Consider the following 21,010-nt stretch of genomic DNA (forward strand, 5'->3'; position numbering starts at 1 on the left):
GTTACCCCTTCACCGCCCCGGCGGTGAGCCCGGCGACGATGCGCCGCTGAAAGACGAGGACGAGCAGCGTCACCGGCACCGTGACGACGACCGAGGCGGCGGCGATCGACCCGGTCGGCAGCTCGAAGCGCGAGCTGCCGGTGAAGAAGGCGATCGCCGCCGGCACGGTGCGCGCGGCGTTGGTCGAGGTCAGCGCGGCGGCGAACAGGAAGTCGTTCCAGGCGAAGATGAAGACCAGGATCGCAGCCGTGAAGACCCCGGGTGCGGCAAGCGGCGCGATCACGTAGCGGAAGGCCTGCAGCGGCGTCGCCCCATCGACCCGCGCCGCCTGGTCGAGGTCCCACGGGATCTCGCGGAAGTAGGCCGCCAGCGTCCAGATCGCGAGCGGCAGCGTGAAGGTCATGTAGGGCAGGATCAGACCGGGCCAGGTGTCGTAGAGGCCGATGCCGCGCCACAGCTCGAACAGCGGGCCGATGACGGCGACCGGCGGGAACATCGCGATCGCCAGCGCTGCGCCGAGCACCAGCGAACGCCCACGGAAGCGCAGCCGCACGATCGCGTAGGCGGCGAGCATCCCGAGCAGGACCGAGGCGAGGGTCGCGAGCGCCGCGATCCCGAGCGAGTTCAGCAGCGCGGCCGGGAACTGGGCGTCGGCGAAGATCGCCCGGTAGTGCTCCAGGCTCGGCGCGCGCGGCAGGAAGCGGCCGTCGCCGAGGGCGGCGGCCGGCTTCAGCGACAGCGCCAGGATCCAGGCGACCGGCAACAGCGCATAGCCGATCACGAGCAGCGCGCCGACGCGCCAGAACAATCGTTCGAGGATCCCCCGCTCGTTCATCGCGCCTCCCCCTCGCGGGACAGGCTCGCCCCTAGCCCCTTGACGAAGACGGCCGCGATGGCCAACACGCCGAGGAAGATCAGCACCGAGACCGCCGAGCCGAGACCGAGATTGAGCCGCGTCACCAGGGTCTGGTAGCCGATCAGCGAGACCGTCTCGGTGCCCTGGGCGCCACGGGTCTGGACGAAGACGGTATCGAAGATCCGGAAGGCGTCCAACGTGCGGAACAGCAGCGCGACCAGCAGGGTCGGGCGCAGCAGCGGCAGCTGGATGCGCCGAAAACGCTGCCAGGCGCTCGCCCCGTCGACCCGCGCGGCCTCGAGCAGCTCGCGCGGCACCAGCGTCAGCCCGGCGAGCAGCAGCAGGGCCATGAAGGGCGTCGTCTTCCAGACCTCGGTCAGGATGATGACGAGGAAGGCCGACCAGCGCTCGGTCAGCCAGGCGCGCTCGGTGCCGAACCAGGGATTGACGAAACCGGTCACCGGGTCGAAGGCGAACTTCCACGCGAGCGCCGCGACGACCGTGATGATCGCGTAGGGCACCAGCACCGAGGCGCGCAGGGTGCGGCGCAGGAACAGCACCCGGTGCATGACGAGGGCGAGCGCCAGGCCGAGGACGAGCTCCAACGCCACCGACGCGAGCGTGATGGTCAGGGTGTTGAACAGCGCACCCCACCAGACCTCCGAGGTCAGCACGCTCGCGTAGTTGGCGAGGCCGACGAAGACACGCTCGTCGGGGAAGCGCAGGTCGTAGCGGAACAGCGACAGCCAGACCGCGTAGGCGATTGGGTAGGCGGTCACCAGCAGCATCGCCAGCACCGCCGGCGTGCACAGCAGCCACCCCAGGCGCTCCTCGGCCGGATCGCGGCGGGTGGTCACAGGAGCCCCTCGGAGCGCAGCGCGCGGCCGAGGGCCTCGCGTAGCCGCTCGACGTCGCGCGCCGGGTCGATCGCCGAGGGCGGATGCAGGACCCGCCCGATCGCGAGCGAGACGTCGTTGTAGAGCGGCGTCTGCGGGCGCTGGACCGCGTCGCGCAGGGTCGCGCGCAAGAGGTCGGCGAACGGGAAGGTCGCGCGCACCGCGGGGTCGTCGTAGAGGGCCGCCAGCGTCGGCGGCAGCCCGCCGCGCCCCGCGGCCAGGCGCTGCCCGGGTGGGGCCGCGAGGCAGGCGGCGGCCTGCCGGGCCAGGTCCGGGTGGCGCGAGAAGGCGGCAACGCCGAGGTTGATGCCGCCGATCGCGACCCGGCTCGGACGGTCCGGCGCGACGCCCGGCCAGCGCGCCCAGCCCATGGCCTCGGCCACGGCCGGGGCGTTGGCGCGGGCGCTCGGCCAGACGTAGGTGTAATTGACCATGAAGGACGAGCCGCCGGCCTCGAAGGCGAGGCGGCACTGGTCCTCGCGGGCGCTCGCGAGCCCCGGGGCGGAGGCCGGGGAGTCGGCGAGGCGGCGCATGACCCGCAGTGCCTCGCGGGTCGGCCCGGTCGCGAGCGAGACCGACCGGCCATCCTCGGAGAGGACGGCCCCGCCGGCCGAGGCGAGCAGCGAGACGAAGAAGACGGTCAGCCCCTCGTAGCGCTCGCCCTGGGCCTGGATCGTCCCGTCGGACCCGAGGGCCTCGGCGGTCTGGATCATGGCGTCCCAGGTCGGCGGCGGCGCGGCGACCCGGTCGGTGCGGTACCAGAGGAGCTGGGTGTTGGTCGTGAACGGGATGGCCCAGAGCCGCCCCTCGTAGGTCGCGCTCGCGACCGTCGCCGCGATCCGCCCGGCGCGCACGCGCTGCGCCGTCTCCTCGGGCCAGGGTAGGATCCAGCGGGCCGCGGCGAACTCGGCGGTCCAGATGACGTCCATCCCGATCAGATCGATCGCCCGATCGCCGGCGGCGAGGCGGCGCACCAGCTGTTCGCGCTGCTGGTCGGCGTCCGCCGGCAGCGGCCGCAGCGCGATGCGGTAGGCCCCGTGCGAGGCCGCCGCGCAACGCCGGGCCGCCTCGGCGAAGGCCCCGGACGGCTCGTCGAAGACGTACCAGGCGAGCACCGGCGGCCCGGACGCCCGGTCCTCGCCGCCGCAGCCGAGCAGCGCCAGGCCGGCCAACGCCGCCGCGAGCCAGCGCCCGCCCCCGCCTCTGCACCTACCGAATCCGGGCATCGCCCCCCCCTATCGGCCGTCGACCCTCGTCCCTATTGTGGCAGCGCCGCCACCTCTTCGTCGAAGCGGTTGGCGGCGCGGAAACGCACCGCCTCGCGCAGCAGCACCAACCGCGCCCGTTCCTCGCCCCAGGTCGCGGCCAACCCCGGCGCCCCCCCGTGCGCCTCGCCCCAGACGCGCCAGAGCAGGGCGGCGTTCTCCCAATAGGCGGCCGCGATGTAGCGTCCGTCCGGGCTGAAGACGGCGTCGGCGACGCCCCCGAGGGCGGCGCCGAGGACCAGGAACGACGACTCGGGCGCCTCACGCCCCCCCGGCGGGTTGCGCCACAGCCGCACCTGGCCGTCGCGCGAGGCGGTCAGGAGCCAGGCACCGTCGGGGCTGAAGGCGGCCCGGTAGATGCGGTCCTGGTGGCCGGCGAGGGTCGCCACCCGGGTGCCATCGCGGCGCCACAGACGCGCGGTGCCGTCGAGCGAGGCGGTGACCAGGCGCTCGCCATTCGGTGCGAAGCCGACGCTGTAGACGGTGCCCTCGTGCCCCTCCAGAGACGCGAGCGGCTCGCAGCCGTCCGCGGCGATCCGCACGAGGGCCGCCCGGCCGCCCTCGCTGGCGCTCGCGAGCAACCCGCCATCCGGGGCCAAGGCCAGGTCGAGGACCGGCGCGCGGTGCGGCGCGAGCCCGCAGAGCGACGACCAGGTGCCATCGCCCGCACGGCGCCAGACGCGGACGCGCCCGGCATCGTCGCCAGCCGCGACCAGGGCCCCGCCTTGGCCGTCGGCGCCGATGGCCAAGGCCTGGACGGGGGCGCCGTGCGCCGCGGCGAAGACCTCCGGAGCGAGCGCGCGACAGGCCGCCGGGTCCCACAGCCGCAGCGGGCGCTCGGGGTCGCCCGAGGCGGTCACGAGCCAGTCGCCCCCCGGGCCGAACTGCGCCTGATGGACCCAGGGTTTCGCCGCGCCGGCGCCGACCTCGAGCACGCAGGTCCGCCCATCGACCAGGTCCCAGACCCGCGCGGTGCCGTCGAAGGCCGCCGTCGCGAGCCGCCGGCCGTCGGGCGCGAATTGCGCGCGGCGCACCCGTTCGGTGTGCCCTGCGAGGGCGACGACCCGCTGCGGCGGCGCGCCGTCGCCGCGGCGGTCATAACGCCAGACACCGACCGTGCCGTCGAAGGCCGCGCTCGCGACCAGCAGGGCCTCGCCGTGCGGCGCCAGCGCCGCGGGGGCGTCGGCGACGGCGACCGACCAGACGTGGTCCTCGTGGGCGAGACGGTACGCGAGGCGCGAGAGCGGCGCGACGCCCCACAGCCGCGCCGTGCCGCCGGCCGCCGAATAGGTCATCACGCGCCGCCCGTCGGTGCTGAAGGCCGCCCCGCTGACGGCCGCATTGTGACTGTAGACGGCCTGCTCGCGACCGGTATCCAGGCCCCAAAGACGGGCGGTCTTGTCGAGCGAGGCGGTCAGGACCAGCGGCTCGCGCCCCGGCGGGGCGACGATGCGCACCAGGTCGGCGCTGAGGCCGTGGTGCCCCAACACATCCGCGCTCGCGGTCCGCGCGAGGTCCCAGCGCACGACCTGACCGTCGTCGTCGACGGCGACCAGAAAGCGCCCGTCCGGGGCGAAGGCGACATCGCGCACGCCGCTCTTGTGCAGCGCGATGGTGCGCCCATCGCGGCGGATCTCGGCCAGTTCGGTCAACCGGGTGCCGTCGCGGCGGTAGACCCGCGTGCGGTCGTCGGCGCAGGCCAGCGCGATGCGCTCCCCGGCGGCGTCGAAGACGGCCCGGTTGATCGGCCGCCCGAGCGGCCCGTCGCCGGGCAGGGCCAGGAGTTCGCGGCCATCGGCCCGCGCGAGGAGCCGCGCCCGCCCATCGCGCGAGGCCGTGAGGAGCGCGTCGCCGTCGGGGGCGAAGACCAGGCTGCGGATCTCCTGCTCGTGGACGGGGCGATCGAAGACGACCCGCCCCGGGGTCGCGAGATCGACGAGGCAGACCTGCCCGCCATCGGCCCCATGGGTAACGGCCAGGAAGCGACCGCTTGGATCGACGGCCGTCAGGCTCGCGGCCGTGCTCGGGCACGGATAGTCGGGGGCGGCATCGGCGGCCGCCGGCAGTCGCCACAGACCGCCCTCGCCGAGGCCGACCAGGACCGCCCCCTCGCCCGGGGCGCTGGCGGGGCCGGCGAGGCGCACCTGGTGCAGGGGCGCCGCCGGCGTCGCCAGGACCTCGGCGGGGACGAACCGGTCGTCGGCGAGTCGCCACAGTTGCACGCCGCCGCCCCCGCCACCGGAGGGCAGGCCGCGAGGCAGCAGGGTCGCGAGGCGCGTGCCATCGGCGCTGAAGGCCGGCGGCCCGTCCCCGGCCGGGGCCATCGCGATCAGGCGTTTGGCCGTGAAGGCGCGGCTCAGCGTGTCGAGCGCGGCGTCGGGCAGGTACGGCCCGGCATCGAGGGCCAGGCGCACGGCGCGGGGAGTGTTGCCCTGGCCGATCGCGAGATCCGCCTCGTTGAGCAGGCTGCGCTGAAGATTGAGGGTCGCGACCCGGTTGGCCTCCCACGCGCGTAGCGCCGCCCCGGTCGCGACCACGAGCAGCGCGAAGAGCGTCACGGCGAGGCCCCGGAAGGCCCAGTTGCGTCGCCGCTTGAAGCGCAGGTGGCGCGCCGAGTGGTCGAGTAGCTCGGCCTCGATCGGCTCGAGCTCCGGGCGCATGTCCTCGAACAGCGGCCGCGCCAGGGCGTAGCCGGCCTCGCCGAGGAGGTACTCGCGATTGTAGTCGGTGCGCCGCCACAACAGGGCCTGGCGCGTGAGCTGGGCGCGCAGCTGCAGGACGCGACGGTTGGCGGGCTGCGCCAGCCAGTCGCGCACCGGCCCCCAATCGGCGAGGAGCCGAGGGTGGGTGAAGGTCGCGGTCGCCCGCAGCCGTTCCCAGTGGGGCGCATCGGCCTCGTCCTCGCCCGCCACCGCGTTCGCACGGGCGACGACGGCGACCTCGGTCACCGGACGCGCGGCCGGCCGCCGACCCCACCCGACCCGCCCGTCGCGCAGGATCTGACGGAGGTAGGCGCCGAGACTGTAGTCGGCGGGCGGACAGGCGCCCCCACCGTCGCCCGGATCCGCCTGCCCGTCGGCGGCGACCAACCGCGCCTCGATCAGGGCCGCGAGGAGTCGCGCGCAGGCGGGGTCCGCGGCGAGGGTCGCGAGATCGCCCGTGCGGCGGGTCGGGCGCTGCTCGGCGGCGCCCTCGAGGCTGATCAGCCCGCGGCACAGCCGCGGCAGGGTCGCGCGGGCCGCCTCGTCGAGGCCGGCCCAGACGGCATCGGCCCGGGCGATCGTCACCCCGAGCAGACCGCCGGCGGCGCGGTAGGCGGCGAGACTCAAGGGGCCGTCGGCGGGTCGGCCGTCCTCGCCACGGGCGACGTAGAGCCGCTCGAGGGCGAGCTGCAACAGCGGCGGCCAGTGCTCGAGGCGACCCGCCTCGGCCTCGAGCAGGTCGACGACGCCGCGCCCGGCGCCGGGCTCATCGCCCTCGTAATCGAGCCCGGCGACCCGCGCCGGGATCTGGATCACCTGGCGGATGCGCCCGGCCGGCGGCGGCCCGAGCCGGTAGATGGCCGCCGCATCGAGCCGCTCGGCCAATGGCGCGAATTCGGCCAGCCGGGGCAGGCGATCGCTGCGCAGGCCGGCGAGGACCCAAACGTCCTCGCGCTCGGCGAGCGCCGCCAGGGCGCGCGCCGCCGCCCCGCCGGTACCGGCCTCGATGAGCCCCTCGAGCGGATCGGCGAGGATCGCGAGCAGCAGGCGATCGCCGCTGCCGCCGCTCTCGAGCGCCCTGAGGCGCGCCTGGCGGACCAGCGCGGCCGCGACCTGGCGGGCGGCCGTCGTCGGATCGGCGGCGAGCAGCCGGACCAGGTCCGCCGCCCCGACCCCAAGCTCGGCCAGGGCCGCGCCGAGGCAATCCTGGGCCGCTAGCCCGGCGGCCAACGCGGTGAGCGGCGAGCGACCGGCGACCGGCTCGAGCAGGCACCAGCGGCAGCCGGCGACGCCCTCGATCAGGAACGGCCGCGCCAGGGCCGCGAGCAGACCGGCGCGCAGCAACGAGGTCTTGCCGCAGCCGCTCGGACCGGTGACGACCAGCAGGCGGCGCCCGCCGCCGGCGCCCGCGGCGATGCGGTGGACGAGGTCGCGCGTCTCGCGCTCGCGCCCGGTGAAGATGCGCTCGTCGGCGACCTCGAACGGCGCCCCGGCACGAAACGGGCTGCCCCGCCAGGCGGGGCGGCCGGTGCCGCGCCGCTCGACGCCGATGCGCCGGTTCAGGAGCCGGCGCAGCTGGGTCTCGACGAGTTCGCGAAAGGCGGCATCGCTGGCGAAGGTGCGGAAGGCACGCCGGAAGGTGCGGTCCTCGTTGAAGAAGTGGCGCGCGAAGAAGGCCTCCAACCGCAGCCGGTCCTCCAGCGCCGCCTGGGTGGCCTGCGGATTGGTGATGTCGACCAGACGCGGACTGGTCTTCTTGAAGACCAGCACCTCGGGGCGCCCGCGCCGGTCGGAGGCCTCGACGGCGCTGACGAATTCCCACTCGGTCCCCGTCATCCCCTGGTAGGGGTCCTCGGGCAACGGGGTGCCGAGGCGGGTCCAGAGGACGACGAGGACGATGTCGCAGTCGGCCGGGCGCAGCAGGCCGGCCTGGAAGGTCCGGTCGGCGGTCAGGGCCTCCTGCTCCCAGAGGATCGGCTCGAGCGCGAAATAGGGCAGGTATTCCTGGGCCAACTGCTCGATGATGTCGCGCACCAGCGCCCGCTCGTGGTCGACGTCGGACGGGGAGGAGACGAAGATGCGCACCCGTGTGTCGGTCATCGCTTCGGTCATTGTGGGAAGCGGCAGTTGGAGGGCCTTCAGCCAGGAGCCGATCGCAGACCGCACGCCGCGACCGGGATCGACGGCCGTTTCCGCGATCCTGGCTTCGATCATCGCCGGCGCCCTCGGCGACCCGGCCGGATCGGTGCCAGCGCCAGGGGCCGCACGCCCGGACAGCTGTCCGGCACTCTAGCACGGGCCGGGGCACCCTGCGCGGCGGTCGCCGAACCCGGCCCGGGCGCGTTACAATTCGAGATCGTCGGCCCGCCGTTGGCCGACCTCGATGTGAGCCCATGTGAGGAGGAACCGAGTCATGTTCCACCAGGAGACGCACGACGGCGAACGCATCGAGGGGCTCATCATCGAGGCCTTGCAGGAGATCCTGACCGGCCAGGACGCCGAGCGTTTCATCGCCTGGGCGCAGCGCCGGGTACCCGAGGTCCTGCGGCTCGGCGAGGCGCCGCTGAGCGCCGCCGAGATCCGCCGCGTCGCGACCCTGCTCGCCGCCGCGATCTGGCGCGCCACCCCGCGCCCGGATCGCGACTTCCAGACCGTCCCGCTGCTCGCGCGCGAGGATGCCCCCTGCCCCTGCGGCTCGGAGGAACCCTTCGAGGCCTGCTGCGGGCGCACCGACGAACTCCCGGACCTCTCCAGCGACGTCATCTGGGAACTGCTGCTCGCCGAACTCTCGGAGCGAGAACTGCAGCGCGCGCTGGCCCTCGCCGTCGTCCCGGACCACCTCCAGGCCAAGGTCGCCGAGCGCTGGCTCGAGCTCGACCACCCGTTGCGCGCGGTCGCCCTGCTCGAGGCGCTGCTCGGCCAGCCCGACGCCGCGCACGCCGAGCTAGCCCTCGAGGTGCTCTGCGACGCCTACGACCGCCTCGACCACTGGAAGAAGAAGCGGGCCTTCCTGACCCGCATGACGCGCAGCGACGAGCGGACCCTGCGCGGCGCCGCCTGGCGCCGGCTGAGCGCCGGGCGCCTCGACGAGGGCGACTTCGCCGCCGCCCACGAGGCGTTCGTCCAGGCGCTGCGCCAGACGCCCGACGACCCAGCGCTCGCGTTCCTGGAGATCGCACTGCTCACGGCCCAGCACCGCGATGAGGAGGCCCGCCGGCGGGCTGAGCTGTGGCGCTATCGCCTGGTGCGCAACGGCCTCGACGACGAGGACATCCTGACCTTCCTCGGGCAGGCCGCCGCCGATCCCCAGGAGGCCCTGATGACGAGTCAGCGACCGGTCCTCGACCCGGCGCTGATCCGCCTCCACGACTGGCTGCGGACGATCGCCACGCGGCCGGTGCCGCGCCACCGGCTGACGCCTCTGCCCCTCGGCCAGGACGAGGCGCCGAGCGGCCAGCTCGAGCTCTTCAGCCCCGATGAGGTCCCGGCGCGCCGCCGACCCTACGAGCTCCCCGGCACCGAGGCGCAGCTGCGCCCGGGCGCCGGCCTGTCCCGCCTGGAGACCGCCTGGCACCAGGTCTTCAAGGCCGCCAAGCCCTTCTCGACCGACCTGGCGCCGGCCGACGACGAACACGCCTGGATCGGCGGCGACTGGCTCGAATTCCTCGCCCATCACCCGGAGGCCGGCGATAGCCTCGACGTCCTCGACGACCTCGCGACCGCGATCTTCTCGCACCCCGAGAGCGCCCTGCCCTGGGTCGTGCGGGCCCTGCTGCCACCGCTGCTGGAGCGCGCCGCCGCGATCGTCGAAAAGGCCGTACCGCGGGCCTCTTCGCGCACCATCCCATGGCGCGCCGCGCGCAACCAGCCAGCGCTGCGGCTCCTCTTTCGCCACTACCTCTACCTGATCGAGGCCGACCGGCCGGGTCGCGCGACGGCGGTGCTGGAGGACCTGTTGCGCCTGAACCCGCGCGACAACCATGGCGTGCGGGCCGACCTGATGAACCACTACCTGCGCGAGCGCCGCGACGACGAGGCCCTGGAGCTCGCCCGACGCTTCCCCGACGACCGGCTCGCCGATCTGATCTACGGCGAGGTACTCGCCCTCTACCGGCTCGGCGAGCCGGAGCGGGCCGCCCAGGCCCTGGACCTGGCCGTCGGCCGGCTGCCGTCGATCCCGGCCTACCTGACGCGCCAGCGCATCAAGCCGCCACAGCCGCCGCGCTGGCCGAGCGCGCCGAGCGGCGAGGTCCAGGCCTGGCTCTATCGCGAGGCGATGCGCGACGTCTGGGCCGCCGAACCCGGCATTCTCGCCTGGCTCAAGCGACTCACGGCCTGACGGGGCCACAGACGCACGGCAGAGGCGAAGAACGCGACCAGCTCAACCCCAGTCAACCGTCGGAGGGCCGACCATGGATCCGCGCTTCAACGTCGTCTACTGCGGTGAGCTGCAACCGCAGGTCCGCGCCCAGGCGGCCGTGACGGGCTTCGCAGCCCGCTTCGGGATCCCCGAGGACCGGGCGCGGCGCCTGCTTCTCGACGGCCAGGAGCATGTGCTGAAGAGGGATGTCGACGCCGAGACCGCCGAGTCCTTCCGCGGCGCCCTCGAGGAGATCGGGCTGGTCGTACGTCTGGTGGCGCTCGGGCCGCGCCCTCTCGACCTCGAGCTGGTGCCCAAGGACCCGCGGGCGCACGAGGCGCCGCCGGCCGGGGCGCTGGCGCCCCGCCAGGGTGCCGGCGTCATCCTGACCAAGGCGACGCCGCCCTTGCCAAACAGCGACGATCCGCCTCACCCGGGCCACGCGCCGACGCCGGCCGACACGGCCCCGACCGCCCCCCACGCGCGCGGTCCCCGCGCCGGCTGGGACTGGATCGTGCGCGGCTTCTGGCACTTCAAACGGGACCCCTGGCCCTGGATCGGGGCCGTGCTGCTCCTCTACGTCCTCACGATCGCCGTCGGCCTGGTGCCGCTGGTCGGGGGCATCGCCAGCACCCTCCTCGGACCCATGCTCACCGGCGGCCTGATGATCGGGGCGCAGGATCAGGAGCGCGGCGAGCCCCTGCGCCTGGAGCACCTCTTCGCGGGCCTCTACGAGCGGGCCGGGCAGCTGGCCTTGATCGGCGTCATCTATCTGGTGGGCGGTCTCGTGATCGCGCTCATCGTCGGCCTCCTGATGAGCGGCTCGCTGTTCGTCACCGCCGCATCGCTGCCGCCCGGCACCGTCGCCGGCGCGGACCCGGGGCAGGTGCTGCCGATGATCACCCCGGCACTGCTGCTGCCGCTGTTGGTCGCGATGCTGCTCGCGATCCCGCTGGCGATGGCCCTCTTCCTCGCCCCGCCACTGGTCGCGATCGACGGGATGAAGGCCGTCGCCGCGATGCGCCTGAGCTTCCGCGGCTGCCTGAAGAACATCCTGCCGCTGCTGCTCTACGGCTTGATCGCGACCGCCCTCCTCGTCATCGGCTCGCTCCCGTTGCTGCTCGGGTTGCTGGTCGTGATGCCCATCCTGATGGCCTCGCTCTACGCGGCCTACCGCGACATCTACTTCGACACCGGCTGGCGGACCGCCGAGGCCGGGGGCCTCGACTCGTGACGACGGAACCTGTTTTTTCAATAGCGGGATGCGCTTTGCTTTCCCGACCCGATCGACGCTGAGCGCCTGCCGCATGGCCGGGGCGGCGCATCAGGCCGCCGCCGTCTCCTCGCGCACGACCGCGACGAGGGCCTCGCAGAGGGTCGCGAGCTGGGCGTCGCTGACGACGTACGGCGGCATCAGGTAGACGAGGCGCCCGAACGGGCGAACCCACACCCCGCGCTCGACGAAGCGGCGCTGGACGCGGCGCATGACGACCGGCCGCGCGAGCTCGACGACGCCGATCGCGCCGAGCACGCGCACGTCGGCGACCCCGGGCAGGTCGCGGCACGGGGCGAGGCCGGCGGTCAGGCCCCGCTCGATGCGGCGGATCTCGCCCGACCAGTCCTGACCGAGGAGCAGATCGATGCTCGCGTTGGCGACGGCGCAGGCGAGCGGGTTGCCCATGAAGGTCGGCCCGTGCATGAAGACCCCGGGCTCGCCGGAGGAGATGGCGCGCGCGACCTCGCCGGTCGCGAGCGTCGCGGCGAGGGTCATGTAACCGCCGGTCAAGGCCTTGCCGACGGTCATGATGTCCGGCGCGATGCCGGCGTGTTCGCAGGCGAACAGGCGCCCGGTGCGCCCGAAGCCGGTCGCGATCTCATCGGCGATCAAGAGCAGGCCCCAGCGGTCGCAGAGGGCCCGCGCCTCGACCAGGTAGTCGGCCGAATAGAAGCGCATCCCCCCGGCCCCCTGGACGATCGGCTCCAGGATCAGCGCCGCGAGCTCCTCGTGATGGGCCTCGAGCAGGGCCTCCAGCGCAGCGCCGTCCGGCGCCTCGCCGGGCTCGCCGAAGCGGCTCGCCGGGGCCGGCGCGAACAGCTGCTGGGGCAGGAGGCCGCGGAACAGGGTGTGCATGCCGGTGACCGGGTCGCAGACCGACATGGCCCCGAGCGTGTCGCCGTGGTAACCGTGGCGGATCGTCGCCAGGCGCTGCTTGCGCGGGCGGCCACGGGCGTGCCAGTACTGGATCGCCATCTTGATCGCGACCTCGACCGAGACCGACCCGGAATCGCAAAGGAAGACGTGCTGGAGCGGCTCCGGCGTCAACGCGACGAGCCGCTCGATCAGCTCGACGGCCGGGGCATGGGTCAGCCCCCCGAACATGACGTGGGCCATCTGCCCGAGCTGCCCCTCGATCGCCCGATTCAGGACCGGGTGGCCATAGCCATGGATCACGCACCACCAGGAGGCCATGCCGTCGATCAGGACCCGCCCGTCGACCAGCTCGATCAGGCAACCCTGGGCGCGGCGCACCGGATAGACGGGGTCCTGATCGAGTGTCGCGGTGTAGGGGTGCCAGGCGTGGGCCGCGTCGCGGGCGGCCAGGTCGAGCGTATCGGCCATCGGCGGATCCTCCGTTGGGCAGGTCTGACGCCCCATGGTAGCGCGAGCGCGGGCCGGCGATGGGGCCGCCGCACCGCCCGGCGCACCCGAACGGCAGGGATTTTCGCTCGCTTCGCCCTCCCGTCCTTCACACAACTGCTTTACCATCCGTCCCGAGCCCGCGGGGTCGGCCCCCCGATGCCGGTCCCGCGGGGCGCTCGCGAGCCGCTCCGGCCCCACCGACTGGCCGAGGCGCCCCATGGCGCGCCCGCCCACCCCTCGATGCTGGTCCAGGAATAGAGGTCATGGCCATCAAGCCCCCCAAGAACGACACGCCTGCCACCCCGCCGCGCCTGGAGCCGAAGCTCGGGGCCGAGGACACCGAAGCGGCGCCCGCGCCGCAGCGTGCGCCCGACCCACAGGCCGCGGCGAGCGCCGAGGCCGTGGCCGAGACCCCTGCCAAACCGACCGAGCGGTCGCCGGCAGACAACGCCGCCACCCCACGCAGCATACCGGCCGCAACCGAGCGATCCGCCCCGACGCGCGCGCTCGCACGGCCATCCGCCGGCGAGGCGCCCGAGGCGGCACCGGCGAGCGGGCCAGCCCCCACGGCCCGTCCGATGCCGACGGCACCACGGCCAGCCCCCACCGCAGCCCCGGCCAAGACCGAACCGACGGCACCGGCGCCACCGGCGCCCGAACGGCCACCGCAAGCGGGCGAACCGACCACGGCCGTCCGGGCCGGCCCGACGACCGACGGCACGCCCGGCGTCGCACCCGACACGCCGCCCCCGGCGCCGAGCTACCCGTCGCGCCAGAGCCTCTTCATCGTCCAGATCGCCCCCGAGATGGCGCCGGTCGCCAAGGTCGGCGGCCTCGCCGACGTCGTCTTCGGCCTCACCCGCGAACTGGCGATCCGCGGCAATCACGTCGAGGTCATCCTGCCGAAGTACGCGACGCTGCGCTACGACCACATCTTCGAGCTGCACGAGGTCTGCCACGACCTGTGGGTGCCCTGGTACGAGGCGGCGATCCACTGCACCGTCTATTTCGGGTTCGTCCATGGCCGCAAGTGCTTCTTCATCGAACCCCACTCGCGGGACGACTTCTTCAGCCGCGGCAGCATCTACGGCTTCCCCGACGACGTCCTGCGCTACGCCTTCTTCTCGCGCGCGGCGATGGAGTTCCTGTGGCGCGCCGGCAAGCACCCGGACATCATCCACTGCCACGACTGGCAGACGGCGCTGGTGCCCGTGTTCCTCTACGAGATCTATCAGCGCCTCGGGATGAACCACCCGCGGGTCTGCCTGACGATCCACAACTTCGCCCACCAGGGCCTGACCGGCGGCGAGCTGCTGCGCGCGACCGGCCTGCATCAACCGGAACGCTACTTCGACTACCACCGCCTGCGCGACAACCGCCACCCCAACGCGCTGAACCTGCTCAAGGGCGGCGTCGTCTACGCCAACTTCGTCACGACCGTCTCGCCACGCTACGCCGCCGAGACCAAGGACCAGGGCCAGGGCTTCGGCCTCGAACCGACCCTGCACATGCACCAGGTCAAGTACGGCGGCGTCGTCAACGGGATCGACTACGACGTCTGGAACCCCGAGATCGACCAACACATCCCGGTGCGCTACGGCCTCGACACGATCGACGGCAAGTACGACAACAAGCGCGCGCTGCGCCACCGCCTGATGCTCGCCGACAACGAAAAGCCGATGGTCGCCTTCATCGGCCGACTCGACCCGCAGAAGGGCCTGGATCTGGTGCGCCACGCGATCTTCTACACCCTCGAGCGCGGCGGCCAGTTCGTGCTGCTCGGCTCCAGCCCCGACCCGGGCATCAACGCCGACTTCTGGGGCCTCAAGCGGATGCTCAACGACAGCCCCGACTGCCACCTGGAGATCGGCTTCGACGAGGACCTTTCGCACCTGATCTACGCCGGGGCCGACATGATGCTGGTGCCGAGCCGCTTCGAGCCCTGCGGTCTGACCCAGCTCATCGCGCTGCGCTACGGCACCATCCCGATCGTGCGCGCGGTCGGCGGTCTGGCCGACACCGTCTTCGACAAGGACCACTCCTCCCGCCCGCTGCACGAGCGCAACGGCTACGTCTTCGAACACTACGACCAGGCCGGGTTGGAATCGGCGCTGGGGCGGGGTCTCGCCTGCTACCACCAGTACCCCGAGCACTTCCGTGAGCTGATGAAGAACGCAATGCGCGCCGACTACTCGTGGAATCGCCCCGGCCAGGACTACCTCAACATCTACGACTACATCCGCGACAAATAGCCGCCCCCGCCTCGGCCGCCGCCGACCGGGCCGACGCATGACCAGAACGCAACCGACGCCAGGAATCGATCGCCGACGATGAGAATCTACAATCTGTTCCCGCTGCTCGCCGGGCGCCTGCCGCACTGGACCCCGCACCTGGAGCGCGCCGCGGGGTTGGGCTTCGATTGGGTCTTCGTAAACCCGATCCAGCCCCCGGGCGAGTCGGGCAGCCTCTACTCGATCGCCGACTACTTCGCGATCAACCCGGCCCTGCTCGCACCGCACGCGGCACAGTCGCCGGAGGATCAGGTCCGCGCGATGGCCGCGCAGGCCGAACGGCTCGGCCTGCGCCTGATGGTCGACCTGGTCGTCAACCACTGCGCCCACGACGCACCGCTGGTGCGCGAGCACCCGGAGTGGTTCGTCCGCGACGGCGACAGCGTGGCCCATCCCTACTGCGTCGAGGCCGACGGACGCAAGGTCGTCTGGGGCGACCTCGCCCAGTTCGACCACCACCACAGCCCGGATGCCGAGGGCCTCTGGCGCTACTGCGTGGCGATCGTCGACTACCTGATCGGGCTCGGCTTCCGGGGCTTTCGCTGCGATGCCGCCTACCAGATCCCGGCGCCCTTCTGGCGCCGCCTGATCGGCGAGATCAAGGGGCGCCACCCGGAGAGCCTGTTCGTCGCCGAGACGCTCGGCTGCTCGCCGGAGCAGACCCGCGAGACGGCCGCGGCCGGCTTCGACGCCATCTTCAACAGCGCCAAGTGGTGGGACTTCCAGAGCCCCTGGCTGCTGGAGCAGTACGAGGCGACCCGTCGCATCGCCCCGTCGATCGGCTTCCCCGAGAGCCACGACACCGAGCGGCTCTTCACCGAATCCGACCACAACCCCCAGGCGATGAAGCAGCGCTACCTGTTCACGGCCCTGTTCTCCAGCGGCGTCATGATGCCGCTCGGCTTCGAGTACGGCTTCCGCGGTCGCCTGCACGTCGTCGAGACGCGCCCCGAGCACTGGGAGGAGCCGGCCGTCGACCTCACCGACTTCATCCGCCAGGTCAACCAGATCAAGGTCGACCATGCGATCTTCCGCCAGGAGGGCGAGACACGGCTCCTCGACCACGACAACCCGGCCGTCCTGCTGCTGCGCAAGGCCAGCGAGCGCGACGGCAGCCGGGCCCTGATCGTCCTCAACAAGGACCCGTGGCACCCGCAGCACTTCCACGCCGAGGACCTCTCGCAACACGTCCAGGCCCCGCTGATCGAGGTCTCGCCCGACCTGCCCCCGGCGCAGCGCGAGCCGGTACCGGCCCCCTATAGCATCGACCTGGGGCCGGGCATTGCCCGCGTCTTCGTCACCGCCCCGGGCGGTTGACGCGAGTCGGGGCCGCCTCGGCCGCGGCGTGCGCGGACCGAGACCGCACCGGCCCCGGGGCGCTATACTGCGCCATTTCGCCATCGCCTCGAAGGCCGAGCCAGACCGATGCACTGCTGGGCACGCTACCTCTTCATCGCCGTCGTCATGATCCTGGGCGTCGGCAGTATCGTCACGGCCTGCGGGCAGAAGGGCGACCTCTACCTGCCCGACCCGGCCGAGGACCGCGCCGAGCGGCTCGGCGCCGCCACCGACCTGCCGCCGGTACCGCCGCCCGCCGCCGACGCGACCGGCCGATAGGCCACACGCGATGGATCACTTCCACTATCGCGACGACGCCCTCTGGGCCGAGGACGTCCCGCTCACGGCGATCGCCGAACGCTTCGGCACCCCCTGCTACGTCTATTCGCGCGCGACGCTCGAGCGCCACTGGCACGCCTTCGATCAGGCCTTCCGCGATCATCCGCACCTGATCTGCTTCGCCGTCAAGGCCAACTCCAACCTGGCCGTCCTCGACGTGCTCGCGCGCCTCGGCTCGGGCTTCGACATCGTCTCCATCGGCGAGTTGGAGCGGGTCCTCGCCGCCGGCGGCGACCCGGGGCGGGTGATCTTCTCCGGCGTCGGCAAGCGCGAGGACGAGATGCGCCGGGCGCTCGAGGTCGGCATCCGCGGCTTCAACGTCGAGTCCGAGGCCGAACTCGTGCGCCTCGATCAGGTCGCGCGGGCGATGGGGCGCATCGCCCCGGTGTCGCTGCGGGTGAACCCCGACGTCGACGCCCGCACCCACCCCTACATCGCCACCGGCCTCAAGGAGAACAAGTTCGGCATCGCGATCGCCGACGCCGAGGCCGTCTACCGCCGCGCCGCGGCCCTGCCCGGGCTGCACGTGACCGGCATCGACTGCCACATCGGCTCCCAGTTGACCGAGCTCGCCCCCTTCGTCGACGCCCTACAGCGGGTCCTCGCGCTGGCCCGGCGCCTCGCGGCGCTCGGCATCCCGATCGGCCACCTCGACCTCGGCGGCGGGCTCGGCATCCGCTACATCGACGAGCGCCCGCCGGAGCCCGCGGATTATGCCGCCGTCATCAGCGAGCACCTGGCCGACCTGCCCTACGAGGTCCTGCTCGAGCCCGGCCGGGCGATCGCCGGCAATGCCGGGATCCTGCTGACGCGGGTCGAATACCTCAAGCCGACCGCCCACAAGCGGTTCGCGATCCTCGATGCGGCGATGAACGACCTGCTGCGCCCGGCCCTCTACCAGGCGCGCCAGGCGATCGTCCCGGTGCAGCGCGCCACGCACGGCGAGACCGCGGTCTACGACCTGGTCGGGCCGGTCTGCGAGACCGGCGACTTCCTCGGCAAGGAGCGGGCCTTGACGCTCGCCCCCGGCGACCTGCTCGCGGTGCGCGGCAGCGGCGCCTACGGCTTCGTCATGAGCTCGAACTACAACAGCCGCCCGCGCGCCGCCGAGGTCATGGTCGACGGCGATCAGGCCCATCTCGTGCGCCGCCGCGAGACCCTCACCGACCTCTACGCAGGGGAGAACCGACTGCCATGAAACGCCGCCCCGAGCCGGAGCTGATGGACGAGGCCGAGCAGGCCCGCGCCTACGCCCTCGAGGACTTCTCCGAGCCCAACGCCCGCTTCATCGAGCTGCTGCGCGAGTTCGCGACGACTCCGATCGACGACGTCCAGGCGCTCGACCTCGGCTGCGGACCGGCCGACATCGTGATCCGCTTCCTGCGCGCCCGTCCGCGCGCCCGCTGCGACGCGCTCGATGGGTCGGCGGCGATGCTCGAGCACGCCCGCGCGGCCCTCGCCAAACTGCCCGGCGTCGCCCAACGCTGCCAGTTGATCTGCGACCGGCTGCCGAGCCCCCAGCTGCCGCGCGGGCACTACGACCTGATCCTCTCCAACAGCCTGCTGCACCACCTGCACGACCCGCAGGTCGTCTGGCGCACGCTGGCCGAGGTCGGCAAGCCAGGCGCCCAGGTCCTGGTAATGGACCTGATGCGCCCGGCCAGCGCCGCCTGGGTCGAGGCCCTGGTCGAGACCTACGCCGGCGGCTCGCCCGAGGTCCTGCGCCGCGACTTTCGCAACTCCCTCTACGCCGCCTTCGAGCCGCGCGAGGTCGTCGAGCAACTCGCCGAGGCCGGCCTCTCGGGGCTGGAGGTCGCCGTCGTCAGCGATCGCCACCTGGCCGTGCACGGACGGCTGCCGGGCGCTTAGCGATGATTCAAAAACTAACGGGGCAGCTTCTTTAAACTACGAAACACTCGAAACACGCGAAAAGGCTGAATATGCGCGGGAGAATCCGCCGTTTTTTCGCGACTTTCGCGCATTTCGTAGTTTCTTGTCTTCCGCGTGCTTGTGTCGGTTTTTTCTGCACCGTTCCTTCGCGACGTAGACCGGAGTGAGGCACGAACTCTAGCAGCGGATGGTCGGTATGCCCACGGGGACGCTGGGATTCGCAAGCTCATCCCAGCCTACGATCGATCGCCAGCGGGTAGTTCGGAACCAGTATCAGGACCGGCGCCCCGAGGACGCCCAGATGCTCAAGATCGTCTCCTTCAACATCAACGGCATCCGTGCCCGGCCCCACCAGCTGGCGGCGCTCAAGGCGCGCCACGACCCGGACATCATCGGCATCCAGGAGTCGAAGGTCGAGGACGCGGCCTTCCCGAGCGCCGAGATCGCCCAACTCGGCTACCGCGCCCACTGGTATGGCCAGAAGTCGCACTACGGGGTCGCGCTGCTCAGCAAGGAGGAGCCGCTCGGGGTCGTGCGCGGCCTGCCGCTCGACGAGGCGGACGCCCAGCGCCGCGCCATCACCGGCCGCTACCGGCTCGCCGACGGCGGCGAGCTCACCGTCATCAACGGCTACTTCCCGCAGGGCGAGAGCCGCGCCCATCCGGTCAAGTTCCCCGGCAAGCGGCGCTTCTACCAGGACCTGATCGCCCACCTGCGCGGAGCCTTCTCGCCCGAACAGCCGCTCGTCGTCCTCGGCGACATGAACGTCGCCCCGCAGGACATCGACGTCGGCATCGGCGCCGACAACGCCCAGCGCTGGCTGCGCACCGGCAAGTGCTGCTTCCTGCCCGAGGAGCGCGAGTGGCTCGCGACCCTGCTCGACTGGGGGCTGCTCGATGCCTACCGCGTCGTCCACCCGAGCGCCGACGACCACTTCAGCTGGTTCGACTACCGCAGCCGCGGCTTCGAGCGCGAGCCCAAGCGCGGCCTGCGCATCGATCTGATCCTCGTCAGCCGACCGCTCGCCGAGCGCCTGCTCGACGCCGGCATCGACTACGACATCCGCGCGATGGAGCGGCCCTCCGACCACTGCCCGGTGTGGATCCGCCTCGACGTCTGAGGCGATTCAGGGCCGCGCCTCGCCGACGAGCGCCGCACCCTCGTCGGTGATGCCGACCAGGGCCACCTCGACAACGCGGTTCACCGGCACCGGCGCACCGCCCGCGGCGACCCGTACCGGCAGATAGCTCGGCGTGTAGCCGGACCAGTGTCCCGGAATCGCCGCCGGGCCGCGCGCCTCGACCAGCACCGCCACCCGCCGCCCGACGAAGCGGCACAGCGTCGCCGCCCGCAGCGCCCGAGCGAGGACGCCGAGCTCGCGGCACCGCGCCTGGCGTACGGCGGCGTCGACCTGCCCCGGCCAGCCGGCCGCCGGCGTACCGGCGCGCGGCGAATAGGCGAAGACGTGCAGATCGCCGAAGCCGACGCGGGCGACGAAGTCCATGGTCGCCGCCCAGTCCGCCGCGTCCTCGCCGGGGAAGCCGGCGATGATGTCGGTCGTGACGACGAAATCCGGCACGGCCGCGCGCGCCGCCGCGACGAGCCGCGCATAGTCGCCGGTCGTGCCGCGCCGCGCCATCCGGCGCAGGACCCGGTCCGAACCGCTCTGCAGCGGCAGGTGCAGGTGCGGCATCAGGCGCGGATCGGCGAACAGCCCCCAGAGCCCGTCCGGCAGGTCCCAAGGCTCCAGGGCGCCGATGCGCAGCCGCGCGACCGCGGTCTCGGCGAGCAGCGCCCGGACCAGGTCGGCCAGGTCGCCGCCCCCCGCATCGGCATAGCCGCCCAGGTGCACGCCGGTCAGCACCACCTCGTGCACGCCGGCGGCGACGAGCCCCGCGACCTCGGCACAGACCTCGGCGATCGGGCGGCTGCGCTCGGCGCCGCGGGCGACGTTGACGATGCAGAAGGTGCAGCGGTGGCGGCAGCCGTCCTGGACCTTGACGAAGGCCCGCTGGCGGCCGCGGGCGAAGAGCGGCGCGGCGACGTCGGCCGGGGTTGGCGCGGCCCCGGCGAGGTCGAGGCGGGCGAGCGCCAGCTCGACGAGGCGGTCCTTGTCGCGGTTGGTCACCAGCAGGTCGACCTCGGCGAGGTCGGCGAGCGCCCCCGGCTCGAGCGTCGCGTAGCAGCCGCTGACGACGAGGCGGGCCGCGGGATTGACGCGCCGCGCCCGGCGCAGCAGGTGGCGCGACTTGCGCACCGCCTCCTGCGTGACCGCGCAGGTGTTGACGACCACCAGGTCGGCGCCCTCGTCGGCACCGGCCAGCGCCACGCCCCGGCGCTGGAACTGGGCCGCCCAGCGCTCGACCTCGGCCTCGTTGAGGCGACAGCCGAGCGTGTGGAACTGGACGCGCATCAGGGACGAAGGCCGGGCG

14 protein-coding genes are annotated in these 21,010 nt (G+C 72.9%); 8 read left to right on the top strand and 6 right to left on the bottom strand.

All coding sequences use genetic code 11. The features are described 5' to 3' along the window. Position 1: 1 nt before the first annotated feature. The 4 genes from CKO41_RS02305 to CKO41_RS02320 are packed head-to-tail and all read right to left on the bottom strand — an operon-like array spanning position 2 to position 7,819. On the bottom strand, positions 2–835 hold the full coding sequence (locus CKO41_RS02305; protein ID WP_200253113.1) for a carbohydrate ABC transporter permease: 834 nt from the start codon (positions 833–835) through the stop codon (positions 2–4). After that, positions 832–1,713: an ABC transporter permease subunit gene (locus CKO41_RS02310; RefSeq protein ID WP_200253115.1), complete on the bottom strand. Its 882-nt coding sequence runs from the start codon at positions 1,711–1,713 to the stop codon at positions 832–834. The genes CKO41_RS02305 and CKO41_RS02310 overlap by 4 nt, the downstream gene beginning before the upstream one ends. Then, a complete protein-coding gene (locus tag CKO41_RS02315; RefSeq protein WP_200381121.1) occupies positions 1,710–2,978 on the bottom strand; it encodes an ABC transporter substrate-binding protein in 1,269 nt (422 codons plus the stop codon). Before CKO41_RS02315 ends, CKO41_RS02310 begins: the two co-directional genes overlap by 4 nt. Before the next feature lie 32 nt (positions 2,979–3,010). Further along, entirely contained in the window at positions 3,011–7,819 is a 4,809-nt protein-coding gene (locus CKO41_RS02320) for a WD40 repeat domain-containing protein (RefSeq protein WP_200381122.1), read from the bottom strand. Positions 7,820–8,132: 313 nt separating this feature from the next. On the opposite strand from CKO41_RS02320, the gene CKO41_RS02325 reads away from it, so the two are divergent. Together CKO41_RS02325 and CKO41_RS02330 are read left to right on the top strand one after the other, a co-directional pair. Continuing rightward, a complete protein-coding gene (locus CKO41_RS02325; protein ID WP_200254475.1) occupies positions 8,133–10,058 on the top strand; it encodes an SEC-C domain-containing protein in 1,926 nt (641 codons plus the stop codon). 73 nt (positions 10,059–10,131) lie between these two features. Beyond that, complete coding sequence (locus tag CKO41_RS02330; RefSeq protein ID WP_200381123.1) at positions 10,132–11,313, top strand: BPSS1780 family membrane protein; 1,182 nt, start codon at positions 10,132–10,134, stop codon at positions 11,311–11,313. A 90-nt stretch (positions 11,314–11,403) separates the two neighbouring features. Here the strand turns inward: CKO41_RS02330 and bioA are convergent, their stop codons facing one another. Next, a complete protein-coding gene (gene bioA, locus CKO41_RS02335; protein ID WP_200381124.1) occupies positions 11,404–12,699 on the bottom strand; it encodes an adenosylmethionine--8-amino-7-oxononanoate transaminase in 1,296 nt (431 codons plus the stop codon). A gap of 284 nt (positions 12,700–12,983) precedes the next feature. Here bioA and CKO41_RS02340 point away from each other — a divergent pair, with 284 nt between their 5' ends. The 6 genes from CKO41_RS02340 (at position 12,984) to xthA (ending at position 19,698) form a co-directional block, all read left to right on the top strand. Next, positions 12,984–14,972 (top strand): glycogen synthase, encoded by a 1,989-nt coding sequence (locus tag CKO41_RS02340; protein ID WP_200381125.1) that lies wholly within the window; start codon positions 12,984–12,986, stop codon positions 14,970–14,972. 78 nt (positions 14,973–15,050) lie between these two features. Further along, entirely contained in the window at positions 15,051–16,328 is a 1,278-nt protein-coding gene (locus tag CKO41_RS02345) for an alpha-amylase family glycosyl hydrolase (protein WP_200381126.1), read from the top strand. Between the two features lie 108 nt (positions 16,329–16,436). After that, positions 16,437–16,628: an LPS translocon maturation chaperone LptM gene (gene lptM, locus CKO41_RS02350; RefSeq protein ID WP_200254487.1), complete on the top strand. Its 192-nt coding sequence runs from the start codon at positions 16,437–16,439 to the stop codon at positions 16,626–16,628. 10 nt (positions 16,629–16,638) lie between these two features. After that, complete coding sequence (gene lysA / locus CKO41_RS02355; RefSeq protein WP_200381127.1) at positions 16,639–17,886, top strand: diaminopimelate decarboxylase; 1,248 nt, start codon at positions 16,639–16,641, stop codon at positions 17,884–17,886. Beyond that, positions 17,883–18,557, top strand: a complete 675-nt coding sequence (locus tag CKO41_RS02360) for a class I SAM-dependent methyltransferase (RefSeq protein WP_200381128.1) — start codon at positions 17,883–17,885, stop codon at positions 18,555–18,557. Before lysA ends, CKO41_RS02360 begins: the two co-directional genes overlap by 4 nt. A 322-nt stretch (positions 18,558–18,879) precedes the next feature. Then, a complete protein-coding gene (xthA, locus tag CKO41_RS02365) occupies positions 18,880–19,698 on the top strand; it encodes an exodeoxyribonuclease III (RefSeq protein ID WP_200381129.1) in 819 nt (272 codons plus the stop codon). A gap of 6 nt (positions 19,699–19,704) precedes the next feature. Here the strand turns inward: xthA and mtaB are convergent, their stop codons facing one another. Beyond that, positions 19,705–20,991 carry a tRNA (N(6)-L-threonylcarbamoyladenosine(37)-C(2))-methylthiotransferase MtaB gene (mtaB, locus tag CKO41_RS02370; protein ID WP_200381130.1) on the bottom strand — a complete coding sequence of 429 codons (1,287 nt, stop codon included), beginning with the start codon at positions 20,989–20,991 and terminating at the stop codon, positions 19,705–19,707. Positions 20,992–21,010 lie beyond the last annotated feature (19 nt).

Source organism: Thiococcus pfennigii (assembly GCF_016583835.1).
GTDB lineage: Bacteria > Pseudomonadota > Gammaproteobacteria > Chromatiales > Chromatiaceae > Thiococcus > Thiococcus pfennigii.

Bases quoted from the DNA above. Each gene is read 5' to 3' on its own strand.
- lysA (WP_200381127.1), top strand. From the start codon at position 16,639: ATGGATCACTTCCACTATCGCGACGACGCCCTCTGGGCCGAGGACGTC.
- xthA (WP_200381129.1), top strand. From the start codon at position 18,880: ATGCTCAAGATCGTCTCCTTCAACATCAACGGCATCCGTGCCCGGCCC.
- CKO41_RS02330 (WP_200381123.1), top strand. From the start codon at position 10,132: ATGGATCCGCGCTTCAACGTCGTCTACTGCGGTGAGCTGCAACCGCAG.
- mtaB (WP_200381130.1), bottom strand. From the start codon at position 20,991: ATGCGCGTCCAGTTCCACACGCTCGGCTGTCGCCTCAACGAGGCCGAG.
- CKO41_RS02340 (WP_200381125.1), top strand. From the start codon at position 12,984: ATGGCCATCAAGCCCCCCAAGAACGACACGCCTGCCACCCCGCCGCGC.
- CKO41_RS02360 (WP_200381128.1), top strand. From the start codon at position 17,883: ATGAAACGCCGCCCCGAGCCGGAGCTGATGGACGAGGCCGAGCAGGCC.
- bioA (WP_200381124.1), bottom strand. From the start codon at position 12,699: ATGGCCGATACGCTCGACCTGGCCGCCCGCGACGCGGCCCACGCCTGG.
- CKO41_RS02320 (WP_200381122.1), bottom strand. From the start codon at position 7,819: ATGACCGACACACGGGTGCGCATCTTCGTCTCCTCCCCGTCCGACGTC.
- lptM (WP_200254487.1), top strand. From the start codon at position 16,437: ATGCACTGCTGGGCACGCTACCTCTTCATCGCCGTCGTCATGATCCTG.
- CKO41_RS02315 (WP_200381121.1), bottom strand. From the start codon at position 2,978: ATGCCCGGATTCGGTAGGTGCAGAGGCGGGGGCGGGCGCTGGCTCGCG.
- CKO41_RS02305 (WP_200253113.1), bottom strand. From the start codon at position 835: ATGAACGAGCGGGGGATCCTCGAACGATTGTTCTGGCGCGTCGGCGCG.
- CKO41_RS02325 (WP_200254475.1), top strand. From the start codon at position 8,133: ATGTTCCACCAGGAGACGCACGACGGCGAACGCATCGAGGGGCTCATC.
- CKO41_RS02345 (WP_200381126.1), top strand. From the start codon at position 15,051: ATGAGAATCTACAATCTGTTCCCGCTGCTCGCCGGGCGCCTGCCGCAC.